Source organism: Nostoc sp. (genome assembly GCF_036917195.1).
Taxonomy (GTDB): Bacteria; Cyanobacteriota; Cyanobacteriia; order Cyanobacteriales; family Nostocaceae; genus Nostoc.
The window spans coordinates 1-25,896 of record NZ_JBALDG010000045.1; the positions used below are offsets into that span (position 1 = coordinate 1).

The window sequence follows — 25,896 nt, forward strand, 5'->3', positions numbered from 1 at the left end:
GCGACAAAAAAAGCAAGAAAAAAATCCTGACGATCAATCTATAAGATTTGTAACTTAGCTCGTAGTTCAGCCAAATTCGATTGCCCTCCTGTATAGATCTCAAATGGGTTCTATAGAAGCTCCGTGATATGAGGGTGAGTCATTATGGCCGTGGTTCGTTGCAGACTATAAACCATTCTCGCGCATTCAGTTATATGGTGAGATGACGGATTTGGAGGTTGGTTTAATATTTGCCCAACTGGTAGATTACAACGATTTAGACAGTGAGAGCAATGCCAACAAGGTTCTGTATCGAGTTATTGAGTCCGAGACACTGATTTTGCCAGGAGGTCTTCAAGTCAGGTCTATTGCTGATGAATTGATCTGCCCCAGTTGCTGTTGTGGTCTATAAGAGTGGCGGGCGTGGCTGGACTTTTTGACTACAGGGCGATCGCCTTGGCTTGGTCACGATCCAAGCCCCTGGATTGAAATGGTGGATGGTTTTGTTCGTGTATGGTCAGATGGAGGAATGGATTCAACAGCCAGCGCATTTCACCTCGATTTTGAGCAATCCACCTTCGAGACGGAACTGAGCAAAGTGCAGCAGGACTTGAGTACCTTCCAGGTAAAGATTGAGGTGTGGGCTAATGGGATAAAGTTTCCAGAATCTAGCAAGCTATCGTCTAAGTTTGACGAATGCTTTGCTATTTCACGTAAATGGTCAGAGGAATAGTTACCAGCTGCTTAACTAATTACTAATTCGTAATTCATAATTCGTAATTAAATTTTTAACTACGAATTACGAATTATCAATTACGAATTATTTTAAGAGGTTTCCTCTAGTGGAAAAATATCTCCGCGCAAGTAGGACTCAAAGTTTTTCTTAAAGTATTGAATGCTTGTGACATTCGGTTCATCGCTTTCCGTTGGGGTGAATTCATAAATTGGTACTTTTTCTCTTACCAGCTTAACCAAGCTAGGATGAAGCTGCTCAAAAGAATCTACTCTAAATATTGTGGTTTCAAATCTTAATTTAGCTGGATGAGCATATCCTAACTTCATCCAGGGTAACCAAGGACAGTCCCTCGCCCACTTAGCAGGAGGGACTTCAGTTGCATCAGGTCGGCAAGTATTTGATATAAAGTACTCAACTCCTTTAAACTTTTCTCCAGGGCAATAGTCTGAATATTTACTATCTGCTGCTAAGGGATGGGGGTATTCTAAAGGAATTTCCATGACAGATGTAATATATCCGCTGCCTTTGGGTATGACAAATTTTTTTGGTTTAACTGAGCCTTGGACAATGCGGTTAGCAATGTGGACTACTGGTACTGCTTGACTTGCTGTTGGTGATTTCCAAAAGTGGAGAATCTCTTGCGTATCAGGGTCACAAAATAAACCTAACTCTCTATTGATGCGATACCCAACTTCACCGTGTTCAGGATCGGGTTTGAGAAATACTTTGGTAGCATTCATCCCAATAATAGAGAACAATTTTTCTTTGGGTAAGTCTGGTGTTTCTTGCCACCAAATTTCCCCAGACCAGTTGTAATAAAGCTGTAACCCATGATTTTTTCTGTAAAAATCGAGGTTATTAAATTCGTAGTCATCTAAATAATCATTCATATAGGACTCCTATCATCCTCAAATGGCCGTATAGACGTTTCTTCGGCTTGTCGTTAGACATCGCAACTCTCACCCAGTAGCTCAGTGAGCGAATTTTATTTTATTTTGACGTCAACTCCAACCTAACTACTGGAGTTTAGACTAGTTAGGAGTGCGAAACTAAATTTCTAAAAAATAAGGATACGGATTTCAGATGTTTCCAGGAACTAAAACCTTGGTTTTTAGGCTTTATAGAATGAGCCTTCTGAGTTTCGCACTCCTGACTAGTCTAAACTCTAGTGAAAAGCAACTGCATTTTTTGATAGTTCAATTTATAAACATTATTTACCGCTATTTTCCAGTCCCCAGTCCCTAGTACGATGGTAAACGTGACCTCTTAGCAATTATTCAAAAGCTATTTACAAATCAATGGATAAACGTTTTTTTAAAATGTTCGGGTTAACAGAAGAACAAGCGATCGCAATTATCGATACACCATTAGAACAACTCGAAGACGCTTCTGATAAGTATATTGCTGTTTCCCATCTGATTAATTATCCCACTGAGCAATCGATCGCAGCTTTGGTACGGGCGATTGAAACCAGTAACCCTGATGAGTTAGACCACCGGATTGTTCGACGCAAGGCTGTGGAAAGTCTGGGGCGATTGCAGGCCGAATCAGCTTTACCTATAATTCGGCAGTGCCTTAAAGATGATGATATTTATACTATTGAAAATACCGTGTGGGCGATCGGGGAAATCGGGACTAAAGATCCAGAAATTCTGAAAGAAGTGGCGCAACTGCTCGATAAACCAGGTCAAATCTATCGAGTGATTATTCACACCCTAGCTAACGCTAACTATCACGCATCTCTAGAACGTGTTCGGAAATTTACCCAAGCTGAGGATGAACCTACTCGTAGTGCAGCGATCGCTACAGTTTGTCGTTTCACAGGTGACTATTCCCAAATCACTGAGGTGATGGCGCTGCTGCAAAGTTCCAGCGTCAATGCACGGCGCGGTTGCATTCAAGACCTGATTGATTCACACTACTACAAAGCCATCCCAGAAATTGCCCGTTGTCCTGTATCTCTGGTGTTTCGGTTACGAGGATTGCGGATGCTTTTGGATGCAGGCGTCCCCAGTGGTGAAATTACCTTTAGAGAAATTCAACCTTATCTAGAGCAAGTACTCTACGATCATCCCAACGACCTTGATTTAGTACATGAGTATGACGCTACCCCTGTTCTAGATTTTGTCATTAACGAACTCTACGAAACCGATTTTGGACGGTGTTATTTAGCGACAAAAACCTTACTGAATATCTATTCACAAGAAGCACCAGCAGCACTTCTAGCAACTTATTCTGACAAGGCATATAACGATTATGGCGCTCATTATCATGTGATGAAACTTTTCGGCTGGCTGAAATATACTCCCGCCTACGATTTGTTAGTAGAAAACCTGTACAATCGCGAACCTCAGTTTCAGAAATCTCGTGCTGCTTGTGCGATCGCTCTTAGTGAATTAGGTGATTCACGAGCAATTATTGAACTCAAAACTTGCCTAAATACACCGATTTGGGACTTGAAATACGCTTGTTTATTAGCCTTAGACCGCTTAGGAGACTCGTCTGGTCGGGAAATTTGCGCTCACGATGGTGACTGGTTAATTAAGGCGAAAGCGACGAGTACTCAATAGTTAGGAGTTAGAAGTTAGGAGTTCTATCAAGTCTAGATAATTGTCGATACCTTGGCATTGTTAGTCGATACAATGGCATTGTCAGTCAACACAATAACATTGTCAGTCAACACAATAGCATTGTTAGTCAATACAATGCCATTGTTAGTCAATACAATGCCATTGTTAGTCAACACAATGGCATTGTTAGTCAATACAATGGCATTGTTAGTCAATACAATGCTATTGCAGGTCAAAAGACTTGTGTGTACACCGTAGCTTTGCAAGCTCTTAGGGGATTAACGTGAGTTCGACGGGTTAGATGGTGTGCGCCTAATTAATCAAATCAAAAGACCTCTGCCTGGTTTTAGTACGCAAAACCTGTCCCTCTCCGACTCGGAGAGGGACAGACTTGAACTAAAGTTCAAGGCAGGGAGAGGTTTGTCGAACTTACGTTAACTTATCAGTGATGGGAGTAGAGGCATACAGATGTACGCCCCTGGCAGTTTAGGACTTGCTACTAGTGACTGGTTCGTTTAAAACTAACTCTGGTTCTGGTGTCTTCTCCTCTTCTTCTGGCAAACCGTAAATTGACCTGTACAGCTTCACATACTGCTTGGCAGATTGATACCAACTAAAATCTTGACTCATGCCGCGTTTTTGTAGTTCTTGCCATTGCGGTTTGAAACGGAAGCCTTCCCAAGCCCGGATCATAGAGGTGAAAAGGTCTAGCGGTTCATAGCGATCAAAGCAATAACCTGTACCTGCGGCATTTTCGGGGTCATGATGGGTTACGGTGTCAACTAATCCACCTGTGCGGCGGACAATGGGTACAGAACCGTAGCGCAAAGCCATCATTTGGCTGATACCACAAGGTTCAAAACGACTGGGCATTAAGAATCCGTCGGTGCCAGCGTAGATGCGGCGAGACAGGGCATCGTTATACAGTAAGTAAGTTGCCATGCGTCCGGGAAAGCGGGATGCTAATTGCCACATCTGAGTTTCATAGTAGCGATCGCCTGTTCCTAACAGCACAAACTGTGCATCTGTATAAGATAGGAAGCGATCGAGGATTTGTAATATCAAATCAATGCCTTTTTGTTCCACTAATCGCGTCACAATCCCAATGAAAAAGGCTTTGGAGTTGACTTCTAACCCTAGTTCTTCTTGCAAAGCAATTTTGTTGGCCTTGCGTTTATTTAAACTATCAGCAGTGAAGGTTTGAGTAATATATTTGTCATTTTCTGGATTATAAACTTCGGTATCAATCCCGTTGATAATCCCAGATAATTTCCCGCTAATAAAGGACAGCAAACCTTCTAATGTTTCACCGTAAGTAGGTGTCTTGATTTGTTCGGCGTATGTAGGCGAAACTGTATTTACCTTATCGGCAAATTGGACTGCCGCTGCCATTGTGTTGTGTCCTTGCATATACCAGGGACACCAAGTAATTCTCTCTAAATACCAACGCCACGGCCCTTGATAAGCCAGATTATGAATGGTGAACACTGTGCTGATATCAGGATCTTGGTGCATCCACACGGGAATCATCCCCGTGTGCCAATCGTGGCAATGGATAATTTCTGGTTTCCAGTAATTCCAGGCAAACTCGGCTGCACCATTTGCAAACAAAGTGAACCGCCAATCTTCATCTTCTCCAGAATAAATACGGCGGGGCATGAAGGCGGGATGTCCAAATAAGTACAAGGGAACATCAGTACCAGGCAGAATACTTTCGTATACTGCAAAGTGCTGGAACATGGCATCTCCCCACCAGATGGGTTCATAGGGAATTTCCATTTTGTCTGGCAGGAAGCCGTAGTAAGGCAAGAATATCCGCACATCATGCCCCATTTCTCTCAGGACTTTGGGTAATGCCCCGACAACATCACCCATTCCTCCTACTTTCGCAATGGGTGCTGCCTCTGCTGCAACAAATAGAATCCGCATGGTAATTTTTGCTTCCCTGAGATTATCAAATTAACTCTATGATCCCGACCAACGCGATATGTTGCGTCTGGCACATATAAGAGTGCAACGGCGATCAATTCTTATCTAATCACATCGGCTTGCCCAATTGCTTAGGAACCGCGCTGAATCACCGCAAAAATTTCTGATAAAATTTCTTGCGCTCCCTGTTGCCGCAATAGTTCTGCTAGTTCTATGCCTAGCCCTTCGGCATTGTTGGCAATACCTGTGACAGTATCTTTTACCAGCTTTTGACCATCTACACTGGCGACTATCCCTGTTAAGGTCAAATTTTCACCATATACTTCTGTATTTACACCAATAGGTACTTGACAGCCGCCCTCAAGAGAGCGTAGGAAAGAGCGTTCGGCGAGACAGCGATCGCGTGTTTGGGGATGTTCGATCGCTTTGAGTAGAGATAGCAATTCACTATCATCAGCCCGGCATTCTATACCCAAGGCTCCTTGTCCAACAGCGTGGAGGGAGATATTTGCGGGGAGAATTTGATGAACGCGATCGCCCATTCCCAATCTCTCTAACCCTGCTGCTGCCAAAATCAAAGCATCGTATTCGCCTGCATCCAGTTTTGCCAACCGTGTAATCAAGTTTCCCCGCACATCTTTAAATGTAAAGTGGGGGAAGTGGTGGCGTAATTGTGCTAACCGCCGTAGGGAAGATGTACCGATTACAGCACCCTCTGGTAAAGTATCGATTTGTTTATCTTTGTGCTTTTCATGCACCACTAATGCATCTGCTGGGTTTTCCCGTTCAGTAATTGCTGCCAGTGTTAAGCCTTCTGGTAAGTGAGTTGGCAGATCCTTGAGGGAATGAACCGCAAAGTCAATCTCCTGATTGAGCATTCCCAGTTCAAGTTCTTTAGTAAAAAGTCCTTTATCGCCAATCTTAGCTAATGCTACATCCAAGATTTTATCGCCTTGGGTAGACATGGTGTGGACTTCAAAAGTGATATCAGGAAAGCTTTTTTGGAGTTGCTCTTGTACCCAGTAGGTCTGAACCAGAGCAAGTTGGCTTTTGCGTGAACCAATCCGAATAGTGCGTGGGGGACTAGAAACAACTGAAGTCATAAAACAATATATCAGTAAGCGATTAATTCACTTTCATCTAGACTACCGTAGTCAGGGACACATACTAATTTTGGATTTTAGATTTTGGATTTTGGATTACAATTCTTTACCAAAGGCTGGTTTGAGTAATCTCCAACACTACTACTTGGTACAGCATTTCGTTAAATTTGTAGCAAATTAAATTTGGCAATACCCTCCAATACCGATGCGTCTACTAACAATGCCAATGCGTCTACTGACAATGCTAATGCGTCTGCTGACAATGCTAATGCGTCTGCTGACAATGCCAATGCGTCCGCTGACAATGCCAATGCGTCCGCTGACAATGCCAATGCGTCTGCTGACAATGCCAATGCGTCAGCTAACATTAAAAACGAACTCTTGAGTCCGCTGTTGAAGACAGCGTTCTAATTCAGCGTTGAGTGTTTGCAGCTGTTTGTAAAGTTCTGATTGTTGGATGGCGATCGCAACCTGGGTTGCAAGTTGCTTCATTAACTTAACTTCCCAAGATTATTATATGCGGGTGCGATCGTACTGATGAGCAATCAATGACACCGAACTGTTTCACAAAGTCTGCCACATATAATTCTGCATTAGCTTGTTCAACATTAGCGATCGCGCGGGTTTTTCCTAATGAATAAGCTTGATGATACTTTCTAGGAAACATTCTGCGTCACAATATTGAGTAGTTAGTCTCCTTAAGTGGGCTTTATCCATGACTGCTAACTCTGATTCTGGTTGGGATTTGTCAGTTGACAACCGTAATGGTCAACTTACTCTTGTCGTCGAGGTTAAGAGTAAACTCAATGCATCACCAGAATGGGCAGCGAGACTTCGACGCAATATCCTTGCACACGGAACTTTTATAATGGCTCCTTATTTTCTAATGGTGTTTCCTGATCGATTTTATTTATGGACTGATGCTGATGTCCGACTAGATAGCGAGCCAACTTATACCATTGATGCACAACCTATTCTTCATCGTTACTTTGAACAGGCTAGAGTTAAGGCTGATCAAATCAGTGGGCAAAGCCTTGAGTTAATTGTTGCATCCTGGCTTGGAGAAATTATTCATTCTGAAAAAACCCCCGAAGATATAAATGAATCTCAGCAATGGTTAATTGATTCAGGATTATACGCTGCCTTAGCTGGAGGCAGGTTTTTGATCATATAAAGCGGTTGCGTGAATATTTACGTTGAAACTAACTTCGTCTTAGAACTAGTCTTTGAGCAAGAACAGTGCGTAAGCTGTGAGCAGATTCTGCAATCTTGTGAAATAGGGCAGGCAAAACTTATTATTCCAGCTTATAGCCTTGCTGAACCTCATGAGAAATTAAGTCGTCAGGCAAAGAGTCGCCGGGATTTGCAGCAATTGCTTGATGCTGAGTTGCCGCAGCTTTCACGTACAGCATCTTATGTAAGTCGTATCAAAAGTATCCAAGATATTGCTAGCTTAATGGTGCAGAGTAATGAAGAGGAACGGCAACGTTTTGTTAATTATCGAGAGCGGCTTTTTAACATTGCAGAAGTTATTGCACTCACTGCCGATATCTTAATTGAGGCAGCGTCCTGCGAAGCTACTTATGATTTGAGGCCACAAGATGCTTTTGTCTATGCATCGGTCATCAATCATCTGCGTCAGTATCAACCACAACTAGCATGTTTTCTTAACCGAAACTCAAAAGACTTTGATAGTCCTGATATTGTTGATGAACTAAATCGATTTAATTGCAGAATGATCCCACGATTTGATCACGGGTATAGTTTTCTTCAATCTCAACTTTGACCGTAGTACTTAGCAGTATAATTGTTAGTTTACTCCATCTTTTAGTAAGAAGAGTACACAAATATTATCATGTTATCTATCTGTGTTCAACATTAAGTTACTGCGGGACTGTTGCAAAAGCAGTACTTTGAAGTTATTGGTGGAGTACTTTTGAGTTAGTGCTATGTATAGGCGATCGCCTTCTTGTACCCAGCTAGTGACGAATGTTGATAAACTGGATATAGGACTTTCCAAATAGCAGAAGTCATGAGTGTTGCAAAATCCGCATCCCTAACCCTAGAGGAGTTTCTGAAGTTACCAGAAACAAAGCCTGCAAGTATTTATATTGATGGGGAAATTAGCCAGAAACCAATGCCGAAAACCCGCCACTCCCGACTTCAGGCTAAGTTGATTAATGGGATCAATGAAGTCACAGAAAAGAGGCAAATTGCTTATGCTTTTCCAGAGTTACGTTGTACTTTTGGTGGTCGGTCAATTGTTCCAGATGTGGCGGTTATTCGTTGGCAACAAATTGAGTTTGATAATAATGGAGAACCTGTAGATGATCTGCTAATTGCTCCAAACTGGACAATTGAAATTCTCTCTCCAGATCAGAGTTCCAATCGGGTTACCAGCAATATCTTGCACTGCCTAAAATATGGTTGTCAGCTTGGATGGTTAATTGATCCCGATGACCGCTCAGTTCTCGTTTTTCAACCACATCAACAACCAGAATTTTGTCATAAAGCAGATAGGTTGGCTGTTCTAGATGGTATTGATTTAGAACTGACAGTAGAACAGGTATTTGGCTGGTTAAAGATGAAAGCGGAGTGAGCAAGCCATGTTAAAATTATTTGTAAATCATCGGATTAATAGATTTTTTAGTTTCTATTTCTAAATGTTAACAATCGAACTTACTGATATAGCCAAATCTGGAAATGCATGTGGGTAAATCGTACCTCTAGTTAATGTCGTTTTTGAGGCATACTCTCCATCTTGAGGATCTCCAAATACTACAACTTGTCGCTTTCTAAGATTAACTACCCAATATTCAATAATCTCTACTTCAGCATAGACTTTGGTCTTTATTTCTAAGTCTTTATCTAAGCTAGAATCAGAATATTCGATCAACCAGAAGATATTTTCGGGGTAGGGATGATGTTCTAAATATTCACGACCCAATCTTTTTACAACAGCAATATCAGGCTCAGGTTCAGAGTTGTTAGGAAGTGTAATTGGTTTACTGGGGCGAACTGTGGCGCGATTGCCTAAAAGTTGAATCAGGTACTCTCCGGCTTCACTGCTGAAGTAGGCATGAGGTTCTCCTTCCGCGAAGATTTCTACTATTTCTCCCTTTAGAAGTTCCATATGCCGATCATCTAGGATACCTGCCGCGATCATGCGATGATATTCATCTATTGTCCACTTCGCTGTAGTTACAGTCATAAAGACACTTTTTTATCGTACTTTACCTCACATCCTAACACCAGCATATAAATCCGTAAATATCAAAAAAATTAACAAATTTTGTCGAATTAAGGGTTGGGTTTGAGATATTCCTGTAATTGTTGAGTACGCAATCTGGTGGAATTTTCTAGACAACCAAAATAAATGGTTGGGGCAATACTTCCTCCCTCATATCTGCTTCTCTCAAACTCACAATTGGTATCTCGAAACTTGATCCATGCTACTTGTGCAGCAATCAATTTCTGTTTCCTAGAGCTTTCTAACGTAGATAGCAATTGTTGATAAACTTGATTCAGCTTTTTATCTGCATTCTGATAAGATAACTTCCTGCATTCATTAATTGCTGCTTGAGTTTGAGGATTATTGCAGTTAAGCCTTTGAACTAAGCGCATTGGTAAATCAGGTGTTGTGCCTGCTATTGTCATGGTGGGGGTATCTAAACTGCTGAGAGTTAGAATACTTGCCAAAACTAGTAATAATTGACGCATGGCAAAATTTTTATTGTTTAGGTATAAACAAAAGATACCAAAATAGGCGTCAGCATTAGTGTGTTCCAACGGAGAATACTTCTGAACTTTTTACGAAAAGTAAACCAGCCGTCAGATGGAAGTCGAAATTTCACAACAATGCTAAAAATAATTTGGTATTTTAGTAATCTAAAGTTTAGCTTTTATATTTTATGAATCGTTCCGCCTGCCTCATTTTCAATCCAGTAGCGGGTCAGGGTGACCCAGATTTAGAGCTGGCAGAAATTCGGACAATATTAGAGCCAGAGATTGACCTAGATATTTATCTCACAACTGAAGAAATCGACGCTGACGAACTGGCTTATGCAGCGGTAGCGAGGGGTGTAGATGCAATCATTGCTTCGGGGGGAGATGGCACCCTCTCAGCGGCGGCAGCGGCTTTAGTGAGTACTGATATTCCATTTGGGATCATTTCCCGAGGAACAGCAAACGCTTTTGCCACAGCTTTAGGAATTCCTGACACGATCGCAGCTGCGTGTCACACAATTTTGCAGGGAGGAACCCGCAGTGTAGACGTAGCCTATTGCAACGACCAACCAATGGTACTCTTGGCAGGTATTGGCTTTGAAGCTGAAACTGTAGAATTGGCAGATCGAGACGCCAAGAATCGCTTTGGGATGATGGCCTACGTTTTGGCTGGAATTCAGCAACTGAGAAACTTAAAAAACTTTGATGTTGAAATTGAAACTGAGGACAAGATCATTAAAACTAGCGCCTGTGCAGTAACAGTAGCAAATGCTGCACCTGCCACTTCAGTCCTAGCTCAGGGCCCAGCAGGTCTGGTTTATGATGATGGGTTACTAGATTTAACGATTGTAGCTCCAGTTAATAAGGCAGGAGCGATCGCCGCTACATTTCATTTATTTCAAACGGCTTCTACAGGTAACGCCGTAGAACGGGATGATATTGGCTTCTTGCGAGCCAAACAATTTAAAATTACGACTAATCCACCACAAAAGGTTGTTCTAGATGGTGAAATAATGGGCACAACTCCAGTAGAAATTAAGTGTGTTCCAGCAGGCTTGAGAATTTTTGTGCCATTAGTAGAAGAAGTTGAGCCTACTGAAAAACTAGAGGGACTCCCCAACCTGACTATTGAGATGAAAGACACAGTAGGAGAATAAGGGCATGGGGAAAGACTTGCTACAATCTTGCTCCCCTGTCCCCTTTAATAGAAGATTCAGGAGTAGGTTGCATTGAAACTTGTATCTGATCCAGCGATCGCTAACAAAATTAGTAAAATGAATCAGCGGGTACGGTGGCAAGATCCGTTAATTGTGGAACGGAACATCGATCAAACTCGGCTGGTGTTGGAAGATGGTCAAACAGACAATTCTGAGTTTTCATTTTTAGTCGTAGGTGATAGTGGTTCCGGCCAGCACCAGGGACACAATCCCCAGCGACAGGTGGCTGAACTGATGCTGCCCCATCACAACGAATCCCGTTTTATGCTGCACATGGGGGATGTGATCTATTTAGTGGGGTCAAGTGAATACTACCAGCAGAACTTCATTCAGCCTTACCGAGAGTTTATCTTGGGCGGAGAGCATCCCAGACGGATTGCCTATGACCAGATGATTTTTAAGCTGCCCATTTTACCTGTACCGGGAAATCACGATTACTATAACTTGCCGATTTTATTGAGCTTGGCGTCTCTAACAACATTACCCATTCGTGGCCTGTTGCGATCGCGGTTAGACCTAGATGTGGGCTTGCATGGCTCAGGAACCGGTGACGCCTATGCACGGGCATTTCTGGACTATCTTAAGGCGTTTCAGCTTCCAGGAGAATTAAATCATCATTTAGATCAGTACTATACAGCCAAGACAGATACAGGTCGTTGTCTTAGCTATGAACCTGGGCACTTCACCCGCCTTCCCAATCGCTACTATACTTTTCGCTATGGCGGTATAGATTTCTTTGCCTTGGATTCTAATACATTTAACGATCCACCACCGCTACCTAAAACAAAAAAAGGTAACGCCGATCGCAAAATCTTAGAAAAACGCCGTGAAGATTTAGAGCAAGAAAAGCTGCAAATCGTTGAAACCTCAGCCAAGCTTCGTCTAGAAATCCCCACCGAAGCCGACCAATTAGACGACTTCCACGCCAAGCTGTCACAAATTGAAGAAATTATTGTTGATATCGATAAGCAATTAGCTGCTGATAAAACAACACTAACTGATATTGAACAACTGGAGTGGCTCAAGCAAAGATTAATTGAATCTTGGAATACTGCTGAAGTTCGAGGAAGGGTAATTTATTTCCACCATCCTCCCTATGTAACTGAGGCGACAAAGTGGCAACAAGCACAAACTCTGATAATTCGCGATCGCCTCCGTGATGTGCTGGATGCGGTAGCTAAAAAAATAGGTTCCCTAACTCAGGGGCGTCCTTTGGTTGATTTGGTATTAAACGGTCACGCGCACTGCTTGGAACACTTGGAAACAATGGATACGGGACACGCTGATTCTCATATTCACTGGATTATTTGTGGTGGTAGCGGGTTTAGTTTACGACGCCAGCGGATTGAGGGAGCAGATTTGATGGAGACTTTTGGAAAGGAAAATAGATTAGTGGCGCGATCGCATCTCTTCATTGGTCGCAATGGTCAAGGTTTTCAGAAGCGACGACCTTACTCAGGTTTACGCATTGACGTTAAAGGCGATGGACAGCCTAAGTTTATTGTCCGTCCTTTAGTTGCCGAATGGTATCAACGGCAATGGCATAATCGTGAACTTGAGCCGTTGATTATTTAGTAACATACTTCTCGAAATATTACGCCCATACATACAAGTAGAGACGCAATGATTGCGTCTCTACAAACCACCTATTTCGCTTTTTTACGTGTAATTGCACCCAGTAAAAGCATAGTTGTTAATTAAACTATTCCTGGACCTCTACCGCGTTTGTCACCCTTTTCGGTCAACTTACCTTCCTCGTCGTCTTGACTAACTTCTCTAAGTTCTTCAATACGTGCTGCCTTTTCTTCTGCTGCTTGTTGGCGTGCATCACCCGGTTCTTCATAGTACATTTCCGGTTCAATTGCATAGTTGTTAGACAAACCTTCTTGATCTACGGTATAGCCGTCAGTGGTGCGTATACTTTCTGAATCAGTTTGATCATCGGTAGATGCATCTGCCTCTTTTTCTTCTGTGGGGAGTGTTTTGTACTCATCTCCTTCTCTTTCCATTCGAGCAGCTATTTCAGCTGGGATAATGCCACGATCATATGCATTTACTTCGGCTCTATCAGATGAATCTATACCTTTGTTAACTCCTTCATTAGCCATAAATTATGTCCTCTTAAAGAATGTATTAAATAACTTCAAAAACCAGATTAGGCTGTTTTTAATCTCAAATCTACTATCTTTAGAAGTGATTTAAATTTAAAAATAATGTTATATTCTCTATCTTTGGATGTATCCAAAAAACTAATATTAAGTCAGGTTAAATACTGATAATTTACATTAATTGCGTAAAACAAGGGTTTTGGCTGAAGTTGACACTGACACCAATGAACATTATTCTGCCCCTACTGCCTTTTGCATGTAAAATAGGATAGTTACAAAATTCTCTACTTTTTAGAGAAGTTGGAAATGTGAACCTTTGGATTGGATATATTTAATTAGCGAACCATACCCAATACTGTGCTAAGGCTAATATAGCTCGTGTAAATCCTAGCTACCATCTCAATCAACAAGACAAGGGGCCTAAGCCTCTTGTCTTAAGCCCCTTATTAAAGATAAATAAACTTCCGCCATAGTATACTACTTTAATGGTTTGGAAATTTATCCGCCTAAAAACTGGCTTTTCAATGATTGAATTTCATCGGCTAATTCTTGCCGAGTTGAAGCCTTCAGGAAATAACGGAAAATGAACCATGTGGCGTAACTAATTCCAATTAACTCAAAGAGTGGTGATAGTAGTGGAGTCCCATTGATTGCATCCAGGACTGCTAGTACAATCTTGAGTGTAACAATCGCCGCCAAAATTAAAGCCACAGTTATTAGAGGCTGCTTGTAGTCCTGAAAAAAGCTACTTAAGTATTCGGGTAATTGCTCCAAAAATTCCGAAACTTGTCTGCTAATTTGCTGCAATTGAGATTCCGGTTCAGCTGCTGGTGGTAACTTTGGTAAGTTTGCTGTATCTACACCTTCAAGTGCTAGCGTACCTTGTGATAAGGAGGCATTGATGGATTCACGTTGCTGTTGTTCAGTTTCCATAGTTTTGTATTTTCCGGAAGTACAAGAGTTTCTATAACTGACTGAGCGTCAATAAATATAATTATTAAGGTCGTCAGTTGTCAATTATTAATGGTCAGTATTGAGTATAACTGACCATCAAGAATGAGTAGGGGCATCTAAATTTATTTATGCCTACCTACTCACGCGGATTTGTTATTATCTGCCTTATTTTTTCGGTGCGAGAACAGTTGCTTTAACAACTACACTTTTGACACCTTTAATTTGTTTAGCTAAAGGTTCAATTTTAGCTAACTCCTGCTGATTGCTCACAGTTCCTGCGACAGTGACAGTTCCATTGTCTGCGGCATCAACTGTTAGTTGACTCTTGGGTATATTAGCCTCTAACTTAGAGCGAACTTCACTTTTTAGGTCACCTTTGGCTCGTTGTGCATCACCACCCGTAGTATTATTACGCTGTTCCCGGGCGCGAATATCCTCATTTAGCTGTCTTCTGCGGACATCACTTTGTGCGTCTTGTTGAGAAGCTTGTGTTGTTTGTGCAGTCGGCGTTTGGGGAGCTTCGTTAGGATTATTGGGTGCAGATTCACTTGTTTTAGAAGCGTTATCACAAGCAGCAACACCAAAAACTAAAAGGCCACTAATTAAAAAAGGAGTTAGCTTTTGCATATATTGAATTCGGAATCGCAAAATGAAAGTTGTGAAGTTTATTGATATTCACGGCAGAAGTGAGGAGCAAGTTTCTTAAGTGAGGAGCAAAGTTTTCAACTTCTTGCTCCGGCAATTTTGGGGAACTAGTGTGAGTGACAACTACCTTAGCTTAGAGTGTTTCATCACGGCGGTCAACAATGACTACGGCAGGATCGTCTGTATAAGACCCTGTTGAGTAATTGGTGCGATCGCTATTAACAACTGGTGTGCCGTAATCGGTTCCTCTATCTAAACTTGGGCGATGTTCACCGAGATCAGTGCCATCATAGATCGCAAATTCTTCAATCCCTCGACGTTTGAGAATAGCTTCAGCTTGGTGGATTTCAGCTTCATTAGCATCGATAATTATTAAGTAGTCGCCTCTTTGGAAGCGATCGCCATAAACTCGCGCCTTGTCTTCAGGAATTCCCAAGCCAACCAGTGCGCCAACAATACCCCCAGCTGCTGCACCTATAGCACCGCCAGCTACTGTTGTCGCCAAAGCTGTCGCTGCTGCGCCACCCAAAATTACAGGCCCAATTCCAGGAATTGCTAAAGTCCCAAGACCTACTAATAAACCAGTCAACCCGCCTAGCACTCCGCCTGTAGCTGCTCCAGTTTTTGCGCCGTCGTCTGCTTTATTACCTGCACCTGCGGTTCTATCTACATCTACACCTGCGATTCCTTGACCGTTTGCATCCTTAGCAATAATCGAGACTCTACTCATCGGGAAACCAGCATCTCGCAAATCTGTAAGTGCTGCTTCTGCATCTCGACGATGAGAATATACTCCAATTGCTCGTCTCTCTACACCACTACGAGCCGCAGTCGCAGTTGTTGAGTAATTGGTGCGATCACTATTAATAACTGGTGTGCCGTAATCGGTTCCTCTATCTAAACTTGGGCGATGTTCGCCGAGATCAGTGCCATCATAGATCGCAAATTCTTCAATCCCTCGACGTTTGAGAATAGCTTCAGCTTGGTGGATTTCAGCTTCATTAGCATCGATAATTATTAAGTAGTCGCCTCTTTGGAAGCGATCGCCATAAACTCGCGCCTTGTCTTCAGGAATTCCCAAGCCAACCAGTGCGCCAACAATACCCCCAGCTGCTGCACCTATAGCACCGCCAGCTACTGTTGTCGCCAAAGCTGTCGCTGCTGCGCCACCCAAAATTACAGGCCCAATTCCAGGAATTGCTAAAGTCCCAAGACCTACTAATAAACCAGTCAACCCGCCTAGCACTCCGCCTGTAGCTGCTCCAGTTTTTGCGCCGTCGTCTGCTTTATTACCTGCACCTGCGGTTCTATCTACATCTACACCTGCGATTCCTTGACCGTTTGCATCCTTAGCAATAATCGAGACTCTACTCATCGGGAAACCAGCATCTCGCAAATCTGTAAGTGCTGCTTCTGCATCTCGACGATGAGAAAATACTCCAATTGCTCGTCTCTCTACACCACTACGAGCCGCAGTCGGAGTTGGAGTGACATAATCAGTAGAAGTCGGAGTTGGAGCTACATAACCAGTGCTTGTATTTCTAGCATCTGGGTTGTCGTAAATGCCAAACTCTTCCACACCCTTCTGACGTAGAATTGCTTCTGCTCTAAGAATTTCTGTATCTGTGCCATCTATAATGACTAAATAATGTCCTCGTCTGACGCGTTCATCGTAAACTTTAGCTCGTTCTTCGGGAATTCCTAAACCAACCAATGCACCAAGCAAACTGCCAGCTATTGCACCAATACCAGCTCCAGTCAGGGTGGTAGCTAGGGTGGTTGCAGCAGCTCCAGCTAGCATAATTGGCCCGACTCCAGGAATTGCCAAAGTACCAAGACCAACTAATAAGCCAGTCAATCCGCCCAAAGCAGTACCTGTAACTGCTCCGACTTTAGCACCTTCGTCAGATTTGTCACCGACGCGATCGCTCACTTCAGCGCCAGCAATATCATCTTTGTCTCCATCCTGTGTAATAACAGAGACTCTATCCATGTCAAAGCCAGTGTTTTTTAATTCATGTAGGGCATGTTCAACATCTCTACGATTAGAAAATACACCTACACCACGTTTATGTACACCTACAACCATTATTTTTTCTCCTCAGCAAAAATCAATTATTTACTTACAAACAAATTTATAGCTGGTAATAACCCGAATGTCACTAATAAAGGATTAAACCCCTGTTAGGGCTGGGTGTAGGCGAGAGGCTAGCACCCACTGACTGGCTCGGATCTTAGATTTCACGTACTAGTTCTTGACCGTGCAACCCTTATTTTTTTACAGACTTACAGCCAAAAGTCAACCATATTTAAGGATTTACGCCTTTCTTTTTAGTACCATTGGACAATAACCCTTATTAATACATGTTTATGTTTCCTTTTCATCAATCGCTTGGAAGAATTTTTCTCTCTATCATCAGACATAGGTGATTTTATCTAAAGACTAAAGATTAAGTAAAAATTTCCTGGATCAAATATATTTTTTTTATAAAAAATATGAAAAGATTTTATTTATCAAAAATTTTTGATTTTTTAGATAACAACTTTATTTGTAAATTTAACTACATTTATGTTAAAAAGCTATTGATTAAATGCAATACGTGGTAGAAAAACACAGCTATGCATCGGTGACAGCTTAAGGAAAAATCTACTTTGTTTTAAGGTTTTGCCCTCACGCCTCCCCAACATTTTTAATGGGTGAGGGTTTGCCACAGGAAAAGCTTACCCGATAAGTTCCCCGAATTCTAACTGAGGATTCGGGGTTAGGGGATGAAAGCAACTGGAGAACGCTTGTTAGCACTAACTTTTACATTAAATTGACACTAATAACATTGTTGTGTCTTTATTGTCTGGTACTGTACCAGACCCATTTCAAACCTGCTATATCTGTAGATGCATTTTTATAAAATTTACTTTTGTTAAGAATATTTTATTTTCTTAAATATTGAATATATAGAACTCATATTTTATTTTTGAAATACATGTAGGGAAGCCAGTGCATTGTGAACTTTTCCAAAGTTGTAACAACTGGTGAACCAGGGCACCCAAGTTGGTTTTCAACTATCATGGTGACTGGTGTTAGTGTAGGGATAGCGACAGTGTATAGCGTCACCCGATAGCGAGTTTTCTCCCAAAGGGAGACGCCAATAACGAGCGTCAGAGCGTTATGTTAGGGACTGAGAAAAAATAAATTATCCAAAATTATTTGTACATTTGTTGTAGGAGCACAAGACCTTGCGCCTCTAAGATAGGATGTTTTTTTAACTAGAAGTCCCTTAGACAAAATACGGCATCGTCGCAAGGCTTTGGTGCATTAGAACAGATTCCGTAATGTACCATACATATACTTAGATTTTTTCACACAATCAAATCGAATTCCTATATGTAAAAAAATCACCAAATATCACATTATTTTTTTACCAAAACAGTAATAAAAATATTTATTTTGATTAAAATACGACTTTTGGTAAAAGAATTTATTACTTAAGAAAGTGTCAAGTTATCTAACTGATAATTAAACTAATGAGTAAGCCATTTTATAAATGGGTATTTAATTGAGTGCAAGTGAGAAAAGACTATGTTTCAAGATGTTTTAACTATTTGGGGATGGAACTCGCTGCCTTTTGGATTAGCGCCGATAACTTTAGCTCAGGAAGTACTAACTCCAGAAGAAGCATCAGTTCTTTTTTCTGGGCCTAAAATATTGGTAGCATTGCTAGCTGGCGTCTTAATGGCATTTGCCTTTCAATTGTTATTCACAAACTTTTCAGTCGCTGTCGGAATTTCATCTTGGGGAATTGACTCAGATTCTGACGATGATTCCGAAAGTTTGGGTAAGACAATTCGTAAAGTTCAGGCTAAAGTTGGTGCTTGGGCGTTGATAACCGTTAGTATTGCATTATTTATTGCTTGTTTTCTAGCGGTAAAACTTAGCTTAATCGAAAGTGCATTTTTAGGAGCAATTATTGGTGTAGTTATCTGGTCTACCTATTTCGCACTAGTAATTTGGTTAGGTTCATCCGCAGTAGGTTCTTTAATTGGTTCTATCGCTAGTACTGTCACCTCTGGTTTTCAAAGTCTGATAGGTACAGCAACTGCTAGTATCGGCGCTAATACTGCAAAAAAACAGTTAGTTTCTACTGTTGAAGATATTACAGCCGCAGTTCGGCAGGAATTAACTTCAGGTTTTGACGCTGAAGGTATTAGAAATACGCTCCAAAGTTCCATAGGTTCTCTACAAATACCAAAGCTAGATATTAAAGAAATTCGGAATCAATTTGAGCAGCTTCTTAAAGATACAGATTTGCAATCTGTCGCTAATAGTGACCTATTGCAAAATATTAACCGCCAAACCTTTGTAGATTTAATCAGCAGTCGTGCTGATTTATCTAAAGAAGATATAAATCGAATTACTGACGAATTTGAAGGTGCTTGGCAACAAGCTTTGAATCGCCAAAATCCAACCGAAGAAGTAATTAACTTTCTCAAATCTGCCACTCCCGAAGAACTAAATTCCGAACAATTAGGTGAACAGCTTCAGCAACTGCTTACAGTTGGAGGTGGTAATGGGAAGCTAAGTAAGGGTGTGCTCAAACAAGCGGTTCGATATGGCTTGAGCGCTGCTGTACCAGCAGTACTGGATAGCACGAACCTTCCCAATATAGATGTCAACAAAATTACAACTCAGCTGCAAAAATTGAAAGAGAAAGTTCAAGATGTAGATGTTGCTAAAATTATAGAACAACTACAAAATTTTAGAGAGCAAGCAACCGAGCAAGTAGCTGCAAAATTACCATCACCCGAAAACACAATTAAGGCAGATGTAGAAGACTACATATTGAATTCATTTCCTTGGCACTTTAACCGAATTACGCTAGTAGATGAATTTAAAGAAGTCATCTATGACGTAAATGCAGATCCGATAACTGTGAGACGGGAGTTAGAAGAACTCAATCAAGAATATTTCACCAACTTGTTGAAGCAGCGGGATGATATTAGTGAAGCCAGGGTGAAAGAAATTGCCGAAGAAATGGAAAGCGATCGCCTGGAAGTTTTAGAAACTGTAAAACAGGCGCAAGCGCGAGAAAAAGGGCAAGATTTCCGCAGTCGCATCGAAGATTATCTGCGTTCCACGGGGAAAGAAGAACTCAACCCTGAAGGTATTAAACGAGACTTTACCAAGTTAATAGAAGATCCAAAAGCTGGGTTTGAAGATTTAAGCGATCGCTTCGGGGAATTTGACCGCGACACTTTTGTACAATTGCTCCAGCAGCGTCAAGATATCAGCGAAGAGGAAGCTAATAATATTGTTAGTCAACTCGAACACAACCGCGATAATATCTTGAATGGTGCTAGAGAAGTACAAGAACAAGCAAAAGCGAAAGCTGATGAATTGCGCCAAAGAGTTGAAGACTATCTGCGGAATACTAACAAAGACGAACTCAATCCCGAAGGTATTAAACGTGATTTTAGAGTTTTACTAGACGATCCGCAAGCCGGAATTAGCCTTTTGCAGTCACGCTTATCGCAATTTGACCGCGATACACTGGTACAATTGCTTAGTCAGCGTCAAGATTTGAGCGAAGAACAAGTAAACCAAACTCTCGATCAGCTAGAAGCAGTCCGAGACAGTATTTTGCAAGTACCGCAGCAGGCGAAAGAACAGTACGAAAAAACTACAAAAGCGATCGCAGAATATCTCCGCAATACCAACTTGGAAGAACTTGATCCAGAAGGTATCAGGAATGATTTAGAAAAATTACTCGATGATCCTAAAGCCGGTGCATTAGCATTGCGTGATCGCTTGTCTCACGTTGATCGAGAAACCTTGGTTAAACTTGTGAGTCAGCGAGGAGACTTGAGCCAAGAGCAGGTTAATCAGATCATTGATCGCGCTCAAGATGCAATTGGTGACATAGTTAGAGCGCCACGACGTTTAGCAAAACGTACCACTCAAGTAGCTCTAGATTTTGAAGCCAATCTCGAAGAATATCTGCGTAATACCAACAAAGAAGAACTCAACCCAGAAGCAATCAAACGCGATTTGCAATTGCTGCTGTCTTCTCCCCGTGCTGGAATTGGTAATTTAAGCGATCGCGCCTCCAAATTTGACCGTTCGACAATTGTGGCGCTGCTATCTGGGCGAGAAGATATCTCAGAAGAGGAAGCTAACCGAATTGTAGATCAAATTGAATCTGTTCGCAGTTCCATTGTGGAACAATTCCAGCAGATCCAAGAGAAAGTGCAATCAGTGCTAGATGGGATTTTTGCCAAAGTTCGCAACTATCTCAACTCCCTGGATCGTTCAGAACTCAATTATGAAGGGATTAAGCAAGACTTTGCTAAAGTGTTCGATGATCCACAGGCTGGATTTGAAGCATTGCGCGATCGCCTCAGTGAATTTGATCGTGATACCTTAGTTGCTGTCATCAGTTCTCGTGAAGATATTTCTGAGACGGATGCTAATCGCATTATCGACCAAATAGAAACGGCCCGGGATGGCGTATTGCAACGAGCCGAACGCATCCAGCAAGAAACACAAAAACGCCTGAAAGCGATCCAAAAGCAAGCTAAAAAGCAAGCTGAAGAAACCAAAAAAACCGTTGCAAGTGCTGCTTGGTGGTTATTTGGGACAGCATTGACTTCCCTTGCAGCCAGTGCGATCGCTGGTGCGATCGCTGTCACTGGGATAACTCTACCTGGGTAAAATATCTCTATCATCAGGAATTTTGATCAAATACAAAGTGGCATTCAGTCTTTACAAATGAATGCCACTTTTTTTTATAAATAAAACAAACTACCCTCCAGAGTAAGTAAGTTGGTGCTATTAAAAGTGACTATATAAAGTTTTGTAAATACTCTGAGATATGCTTTAATTAAGCTTAATTGCTCGTTTACATATTTTTAGATGGTTTAGTTTTTCCCCACCAACCTACTTATTATCACGACCTTGTTATTCAGATATAGATTAAAAAACCCGATCTGAATCAAAGATTTCATATTTTACTCTGATGAGAGTAAAATTTCAAAGTTAATTATTCTTTCTTATAGATAGAAAAAAGTACGCTTGAGGGTTATATCATAGTCTTGTGATTCTTGATATATGGTCAAAACGTCCGAAAACACATGCAATTTCGTAGGAGAAAATCTGCTTGTTCCCTAGCAGCCTACTACTGCATCATTGAATACATAAGGCACAAGGATATTACATGACTCTTGGCACAATTTTGATGCCAATATCATTGATACATCCAGTCCTTCTGAAATCTTTTCAAGTCTTCAGACTTAACAGCAAAGACTTGTTCCAATCAAGTGTAGTTCAGTTATATCTTCCCACTCGTTATTTGTCCACCTTGTTTTCTCGGCGTTGCTGAATAAAAGTGTGAAATTCAAAAACTTAATGTTTGAAACTGTTTCCTTGCGCCTTTGGGGGAAACGAAATTCATACTCTTAATCAGCAACGCCGTTTTCTCATGGGGAAGTGACGAGGTAATTTTTATCCCTCTAAGCTTAGGAGAAGCTCATTATGGCAATTATCGACTTAAGTAATTTCACCAGTCTTAACATCGACGAAATCGTGAAAAGCAGTGGCGGCAATAGCCAGGTCATCATTAATGGTAACAAAATCATTAACGCTAGTAGTGGTAACCAAAACATTAACGGCACTAATGGCAACGATATCATTAACACTGGTAATGGCAACGATGTCATTAATGGTGCTAATGCCAACGATATCATTAACGCCGGCAATGGCAACAATACTCTTAACGGTGGTAATGGCAACGATATCCTTAACAGTGGTAGTGGCAATGATCGCCTCATTGGCGAAAATGGCAACGATATCCTTAGCAGTGGTGGTGGCAACGATATTCTCACTGGCGGTAGTGGGAATGACACACTCGCTGGCGGTACTGGGACTGATGTTCTCACTGGAGGAGCAGGTAACGATGTTTTCAAGTTCAGCTCAGTTTCAGATAGTGCTGTTGTTGGACGGGATCTGATCGCTGACTTTGGAGGAAACGGTACTTTGCCAGGTGACCAAATCGATCTATCTGCTATCGACGCCGACTCCACTAAACTGGGCAATCAAGCCTTCAATTTCATTGGGGCTGCTGCATTCTCCGCACCTGGTCAGCTCCGTTATTCAGGAGGTATTCTCCAAGCTAGCACTGATGCGGATCGGTCGCCTGAGTTTGAGGTTCGGCTTATAAATGCACCACTAGTAGTGGCACAGGACTTTATCCTTTAATTTAATAGACTCTTACAAAAGTCTTTAACACCCCACTCCTAAGAGCAAGCTCTTAGGAGTGGGGTTCTTGTTTTTAATTTATGCAAAAGGTCTAATGTTTTTATTTAAAAAGAGTTTGCTTTCTTTAACAATCGGAAATAGTGTGCTATACAAATTATTTCTCCATTATTTTGATAGTCATCAATACTTGGTCTGACAAACTGATTTTTCCTGGTCGCCCTGGTTTCTGTTTTTGTTGGCTGTGGTGGCGGACTACTTCAACCATGTGCTCAAATGTCTCAGGTTTTACACCCCAGAAGCGTTGAAATTCTGCTGGTTTGAGATGTTTCACTTTTGAGTACATTATAAGCTTATCTTATGACTATCCGGCAGCGATCGCCTGTGTCTAAGTGTGCGATCACTTTTTACCAGTTCTCATCGTATCCCGAAAGGGACTTTTGCAAGAGGTCTAATCAACGCTGTGCGTGCCGAGGATGTTCAATTGGAATTTCTGTTACATCAATAGCAATGGACTCTGAAGGTTGCCCCTGCAATAATTGTTTTTTCCTGGCAAGTATCTCAGTTTAGCTATTGGACATTTTACACACTAAGTGGCAACGACCACTGTGGAACACCATGCATATGCAATCATCAATCATTGAGTATATTAATATACTTAATGAATAAAAATATTGAGGTTATGGAGATCACAAAAGTTTTTGGTACAGTAACTTTTTCTGATAAATAAAAAAAGTACCCTTAGGGGTACTATCACGACTTTGTGATTTCGATATAGATTAAAAACGTTTTAAGACACCTATAGTTACATCTGCATCCGATAAAATCTGCTTCTTGCCTAGCAGCCTGGTCTTTCAATCAGTAAAGACATCAGGCGCAAGGATAAAACATGATTGCTTGCACAATTTTTGATGCCAACATCATTGATATATGCAGTGCTTCTCAAATCTTCAGACTTGATCACAAAGACCTGTTAAAATCAGGTCACATTCAGCTGATATCTTCATTTCTTCTCGTCATTTCCTCGTAAGGAAATGACCTGATTTTTCACGGGAAGTTTTAAAGCCCCGAAAAAGCGTGGCTTTTTCCACAGCTTAATTATCAATAGTGCTAATTTAATGATAATTGATAACGGACAAATCAGTGTTTGGGAAACCCTCAAAATGATCTTTTCCACATCCCGTGAAAAGTCAGAGGAAATGAAGAGGTAATTTCTTATACCTTTACTCTCCAAATTCAAAGAAACTCATTATGGCAACTATCAACGGTAGCAATTTCAATGAGAACAATACCTTCAACGGCTTCCCATTTATCTTTCGCCCTGCCCTTAATGGAACTGTTGATTTCTTCTCTTTTGATCTGCCTGATACCATCAACGGATTCGACGGTAACGACATTCTCGACGCTCTTGGCACCAACGATGTCCTCAATGGGGGTAGTGGCAACGATGCCCTAAACGGCAATGGCGGCAACGATACCCTGAATAGGGGCGATGGCAATGATACCCTTGATGGGGGCACAGGTATCGATAACCTAAACGGTGGTGACAACGATGACCTCTACATTGTAGACAACGTTTCTGATGTTGCTACCGAGATATTTGGTGATACTTTAAGCGGTGTAGACACCGTACAGTCTTCTGTAAGCTATACTCTGAGCACAAACCTAGAGAACCTGACTTTGAGAGGGATTACAGCAATTGACGGCACAGGTAATGCCAAAAACAACGTTATCAACGGCAACAGTGGCAACAATTTCCTCTCTGGGTTAGATGGTAACGATACCCTCAATGGAGACAATGGCAACGATACCCTTGATGGGGGCACAGGTATCGATAACCTAAACGGTGGTGACAACGATGACCTCTACATTGTAGACAACGTTTTAGATGTCGCGACCGAGGTATTTGGTGATACTTTGGGTGGTGTAGACACCGTACAGTCTTCTGTAAGCTATACTCTGAGCGCTAACCTAGAGAACCTGACTTTGAGAGGGATTGCAGCGATTAACGGCACAGGTAATGCCAAAAACAACGTTATCAATGGCAACAGTGGCAACAATTTCCTCTCCGGTTTGGATAGTGACGATACTCTCAATGGCGGATTTGGCAACGATACCCTCGATGGGGGCACAGGTATCGATAACCTAGACGGTGGTGACAACGATGACCTCTACATTGTAGACAACGTTTTAGATGTTGCGACCGAGGTATTTGGTGATACTTTAAGCGGTGTAGACACCGTACAGTCTTCTGTAAGCTATACTCTGAGCACTAACCTAGAGAACCTGACTTTGACAGGGATTGCAGCAATTGACGGCACAGGTAATGCCAAAAACAACGTTATCAATGGCAACAGTGGCAACAATTTCCTCTCTGGGTTGGATGGTGACGATACTCTCAATGGCGGATTTGGCAACGATACCCTCGATGGGGGCACAGGTATCGATAACCTAGACGGTGGTGACAAAGATGACCTCTACATTGTAGACAACGTTTCTGATATCGCTACTGAGGTATTTGGTGATACTTTGGGTGGTGTAGACACCGTACAGTCTTCTGTGAGCTATACTCTGAGCGCTAACTTAGAAAACCTGACTTTGACAGGGATTGCAGCAATTGACGGCACAGGTAATGCCAAAAACAACGTTATCAATGGCAACAGTGGCAACAATTTCCTCTCTGG

General features: G+C 41.7%; 25 protein-coding genes. 11 read left to right on the top strand and 14 right to left on the bottom strand.

Going from position 1 to position 25,896, the window contains the following annotated elements; all coding sequences use genetic code 11:
* Positions 1-202: 202 nt before the first annotated feature.
* Together V7K40_RS14910 and V7K40_RS14915 are read left to right on the top strand one after the other, a co-directional pair.
* The gene (locus tag V7K40_RS14910; protein ID WP_334960821.1) at positions 203-391 is read left to right on the top strand and encodes a hypothetical protein; all 189 of its coding nucleotides are present in this window, start codon (positions 203-205) and stop codon (positions 389-391) included.
* A gap of 24 nt (positions 392-415) precedes the next feature.
* Positions 416-712, top strand: coding sequence for a hypothetical protein (locus tag V7K40_RS14915; RefSeq protein WP_334960823.1), 297 nt, complete (start codon positions 416-418; stop codon positions 710-712).
* Between the two features lie 92 nt (positions 713-804).
* Here V7K40_RS14915 and V7K40_RS14920 read toward each other — a convergent pair whose 3' ends face one another.
* The gene (locus tag V7K40_RS14920; RefSeq protein WP_334960825.1) at positions 805-1,605 is read right to left on the bottom strand and encodes a DUF1838 family protein; all 801 of its coding nucleotides are present in this window, start codon (positions 1,603-1,605) and stop codon (positions 805-807) included.
* 408 nt (positions 1,606-2,013) lie between these two features.
* Here V7K40_RS14920 and V7K40_RS14925 point away from each other — a divergent pair, with 408 nt between their 5' ends.
* Entirely contained in the window at positions 2,014-3,285 is a 1,272-nt protein-coding gene (locus V7K40_RS14925; RefSeq protein WP_334960827.1) for a HEAT repeat domain-containing protein, read from the top strand.
* A gap of 32 nt (positions 3,286-3,317) precedes the next feature.
* Here V7K40_RS14925 and V7K40_RS14930 read toward each other — a convergent pair whose 3' ends face one another.
* From V7K40_RS14930 to V7K40_RS14955, 6 genes are all read right to left on the bottom strand, one after another.
* On the bottom strand, positions 3,318-3,500 hold the full coding sequence (locus V7K40_RS14930) for a hypothetical protein (protein WP_334960829.1): 183 nt from the start codon (positions 3,498-3,500) through the stop codon (positions 3,318-3,320).
* A gap of 271 nt (positions 3,501-3,771) precedes the next feature.
* Positions 3,772-5,214, bottom strand: coding sequence for a glycogen synthase GlgA (glgA, locus tag V7K40_RS14935; RefSeq protein ID WP_334960831.1), 1,443 nt, complete (start codon positions 5,212-5,214; stop codon positions 3,772-3,774).
* A gap of 131 nt (positions 5,215-5,345) precedes the next feature.
* Positions 5,346-6,317 carry a hydroxymethylbilane synthase gene (hemC, locus tag V7K40_RS14940; RefSeq protein WP_334960833.1) on the bottom strand — a complete coding sequence of 324 codons (972 nt, stop codon included), beginning with the start codon at positions 6,315-6,317 and terminating at the stop codon, positions 5,346-5,348.
* A 161-nt stretch (positions 6,318-6,478) separates the two neighbouring features.
* Entirely contained in the window at positions 6,479-6,685 is a 207-nt protein-coding gene (locus V7K40_RS14945; protein WP_334960835.1) for a hypothetical protein, read from the bottom strand.
* The gene (locus V7K40_RS14950; protein WP_334960837.1) at positions 6,675-6,809 is read right to left on the bottom strand and encodes a hypothetical protein; all 135 of its coding nucleotides are present in this window, start codon (positions 6,807-6,809) and stop codon (positions 6,675-6,677) included. The genes V7K40_RS14945 and V7K40_RS14950 overlap by 11 nt, the downstream gene beginning before the upstream one ends.
* Before the next feature lie 4 nt (positions 6,810-6,813).
* Positions 6,814-6,984: a hypothetical protein gene (locus V7K40_RS14955; RefSeq protein ID WP_334960839.1), complete on the bottom strand. Its 171-nt coding sequence runs from the start codon at positions 6,982-6,984 to the stop codon at positions 6,814-6,816.
* 48 nt (positions 6,985-7,032) lie between these two features.
* Between V7K40_RS14955 and V7K40_RS14960 the strand changes: the two genes are divergently transcribed.
* From V7K40_RS14960 to V7K40_RS14970, 3 genes are all read left to right on the top strand, one after another.
* Complete coding sequence (locus V7K40_RS14960) at positions 7,033-7,491, top strand: hypothetical protein (protein WP_334960841.1); 459 nt, start codon at positions 7,033-7,035, stop codon at positions 7,489-7,491.
* Positions 7,492-7,500: 9 nt separating this feature from the next.
* Entirely contained in the window at positions 7,501-8,103 is a 603-nt protein-coding gene (locus V7K40_RS14965; RefSeq protein WP_334960843.1) for a PIN domain-containing protein, read from the top strand.
* A gap of 246 nt (positions 8,104-8,349) precedes the next feature.
* A complete protein-coding gene (locus tag V7K40_RS14970) occupies positions 8,350-8,916 on the top strand; it encodes a Uma2 family endonuclease (protein ID WP_334960845.1) in 567 nt (188 codons plus the stop codon).
* Positions 8,917-8,976: 60 nt separating this feature from the next.
* Here V7K40_RS14970 and V7K40_RS14975 read toward each other — a convergent pair whose 3' ends face one another.
* Together V7K40_RS14975 and V7K40_RS14980 are read right to left on the bottom strand one after the other, a co-directional pair.
* On the bottom strand, positions 8,977-9,528 hold the full coding sequence (locus tag V7K40_RS14975) for a Uma2 family endonuclease (RefSeq protein WP_334960847.1): 552 nt from the start codon (positions 9,526-9,528) through the stop codon (positions 8,977-8,979).
* A gap of 89 nt (positions 9,529-9,617) precedes the next feature.
* Positions 9,618-10,037: a lysozyme inhibitor LprI family protein gene (locus tag V7K40_RS14980; protein WP_334960849.1), complete on the bottom strand. Its 420-nt coding sequence runs from the start codon at positions 10,035-10,037 to the stop codon at positions 9,618-9,620.
* A 191-nt stretch (positions 10,038-10,228) separates the two neighbouring features.
* Between V7K40_RS14980 and V7K40_RS14985 the strand changes: the two genes are divergently transcribed.
* Positions 10,229-11,200 carry a YegS/Rv2252/BmrU family lipid kinase gene (locus V7K40_RS14985; RefSeq protein WP_334960851.1) on the top strand — a complete coding sequence of 324 codons (972 nt, stop codon included), beginning with the start codon at positions 10,229-10,231 and terminating at the stop codon, positions 11,198-11,200.
* A gap of 72 nt (positions 11,201-11,272) precedes the next feature.
* Positions 11,273-12,835: a metallophosphoesterase gene (locus tag V7K40_RS14990; protein WP_334960853.1), complete on the top strand. Its 1,563-nt coding sequence runs from the start codon at positions 11,273-11,275 to the stop codon at positions 12,833-12,835.
* 122 nt (positions 12,836-12,957) lie between these two features.
* On the opposite strand, the gene V7K40_RS14995 is transcribed toward V7K40_RS14990, so the two are convergent.
* From V7K40_RS14995 to V7K40_RS15010, 4 genes are all read right to left on the bottom strand, one after another.
* Positions 12,958-13,368, bottom strand: coding sequence for a hypothetical protein (locus V7K40_RS14995; RefSeq protein ID WP_334960855.1), 411 nt, complete (start codon positions 13,366-13,368; stop codon positions 12,958-12,960).
* A 498-nt stretch (positions 13,369-13,866) separates the two neighbouring features.
* Entirely contained in the window at positions 13,867-14,301 is a 435-nt protein-coding gene (locus tag V7K40_RS15000; protein WP_334960857.1) for a CAAD domain-containing protein, read from the bottom strand.
* Positions 14,302-14,487: 186 nt separating this feature from the next.
* On the bottom strand, positions 14,488-14,949 hold the full coding sequence (locus V7K40_RS15005; RefSeq protein WP_334960859.1) for a BON domain-containing protein: 462 nt from the start codon (positions 14,947-14,949) through the stop codon (positions 14,488-14,490).
* A 151-nt stretch (positions 14,950-15,100) separates the two neighbouring features.
* Positions 15,101-17,056, bottom strand: coding sequence for a hypothetical protein (locus V7K40_RS15010; protein WP_334960861.1), 1,956 nt, complete (start codon positions 17,054-17,056; stop codon positions 15,101-15,103).
* Between the two features lie 1,488 nt (positions 17,057-18,544).
* Here V7K40_RS15010 and V7K40_RS15015 point away from each other — a divergent pair.
* Together V7K40_RS15015 and V7K40_RS15020 are read left to right on the top strand one after the other, a co-directional pair.
* A complete protein-coding gene (locus tag V7K40_RS15015) occupies positions 18,545-21,673 on the top strand; it encodes an MFS transporter (RefSeq protein WP_334960863.1) in 3,129 nt (1,042 codons plus the stop codon).
* A gap of 819 nt (positions 21,674-22,492) precedes the next feature.
* Positions 22,493-23,215, top strand: coding sequence for a calcium-binding protein (locus V7K40_RS15020; protein WP_334960865.1), 723 nt, complete (start codon positions 22,493-22,495; stop codon positions 23,213-23,215).
* 154 nt (positions 23,216-23,369) lie between these two features.
* Here V7K40_RS15020 and V7K40_RS15025 read toward each other — a convergent pair whose 3' ends face one another.
* A complete protein-coding gene (locus V7K40_RS15025; protein WP_334960867.1) occupies positions 23,370-23,558 on the bottom strand; it encodes a hypothetical protein in 189 nt (62 codons plus the stop codon).
* A 905-nt stretch (positions 23,559-24,463) separates the two neighbouring features.
* Here V7K40_RS15025 and V7K40_RS15030 point away from each other — a divergent pair.
* The coding region (locus V7K40_RS15030) for a calcium-binding protein (protein ID WP_334960869.1) at positions 24,464-25,896 on the top strand (1,433 nt) is incomplete at its 3' end.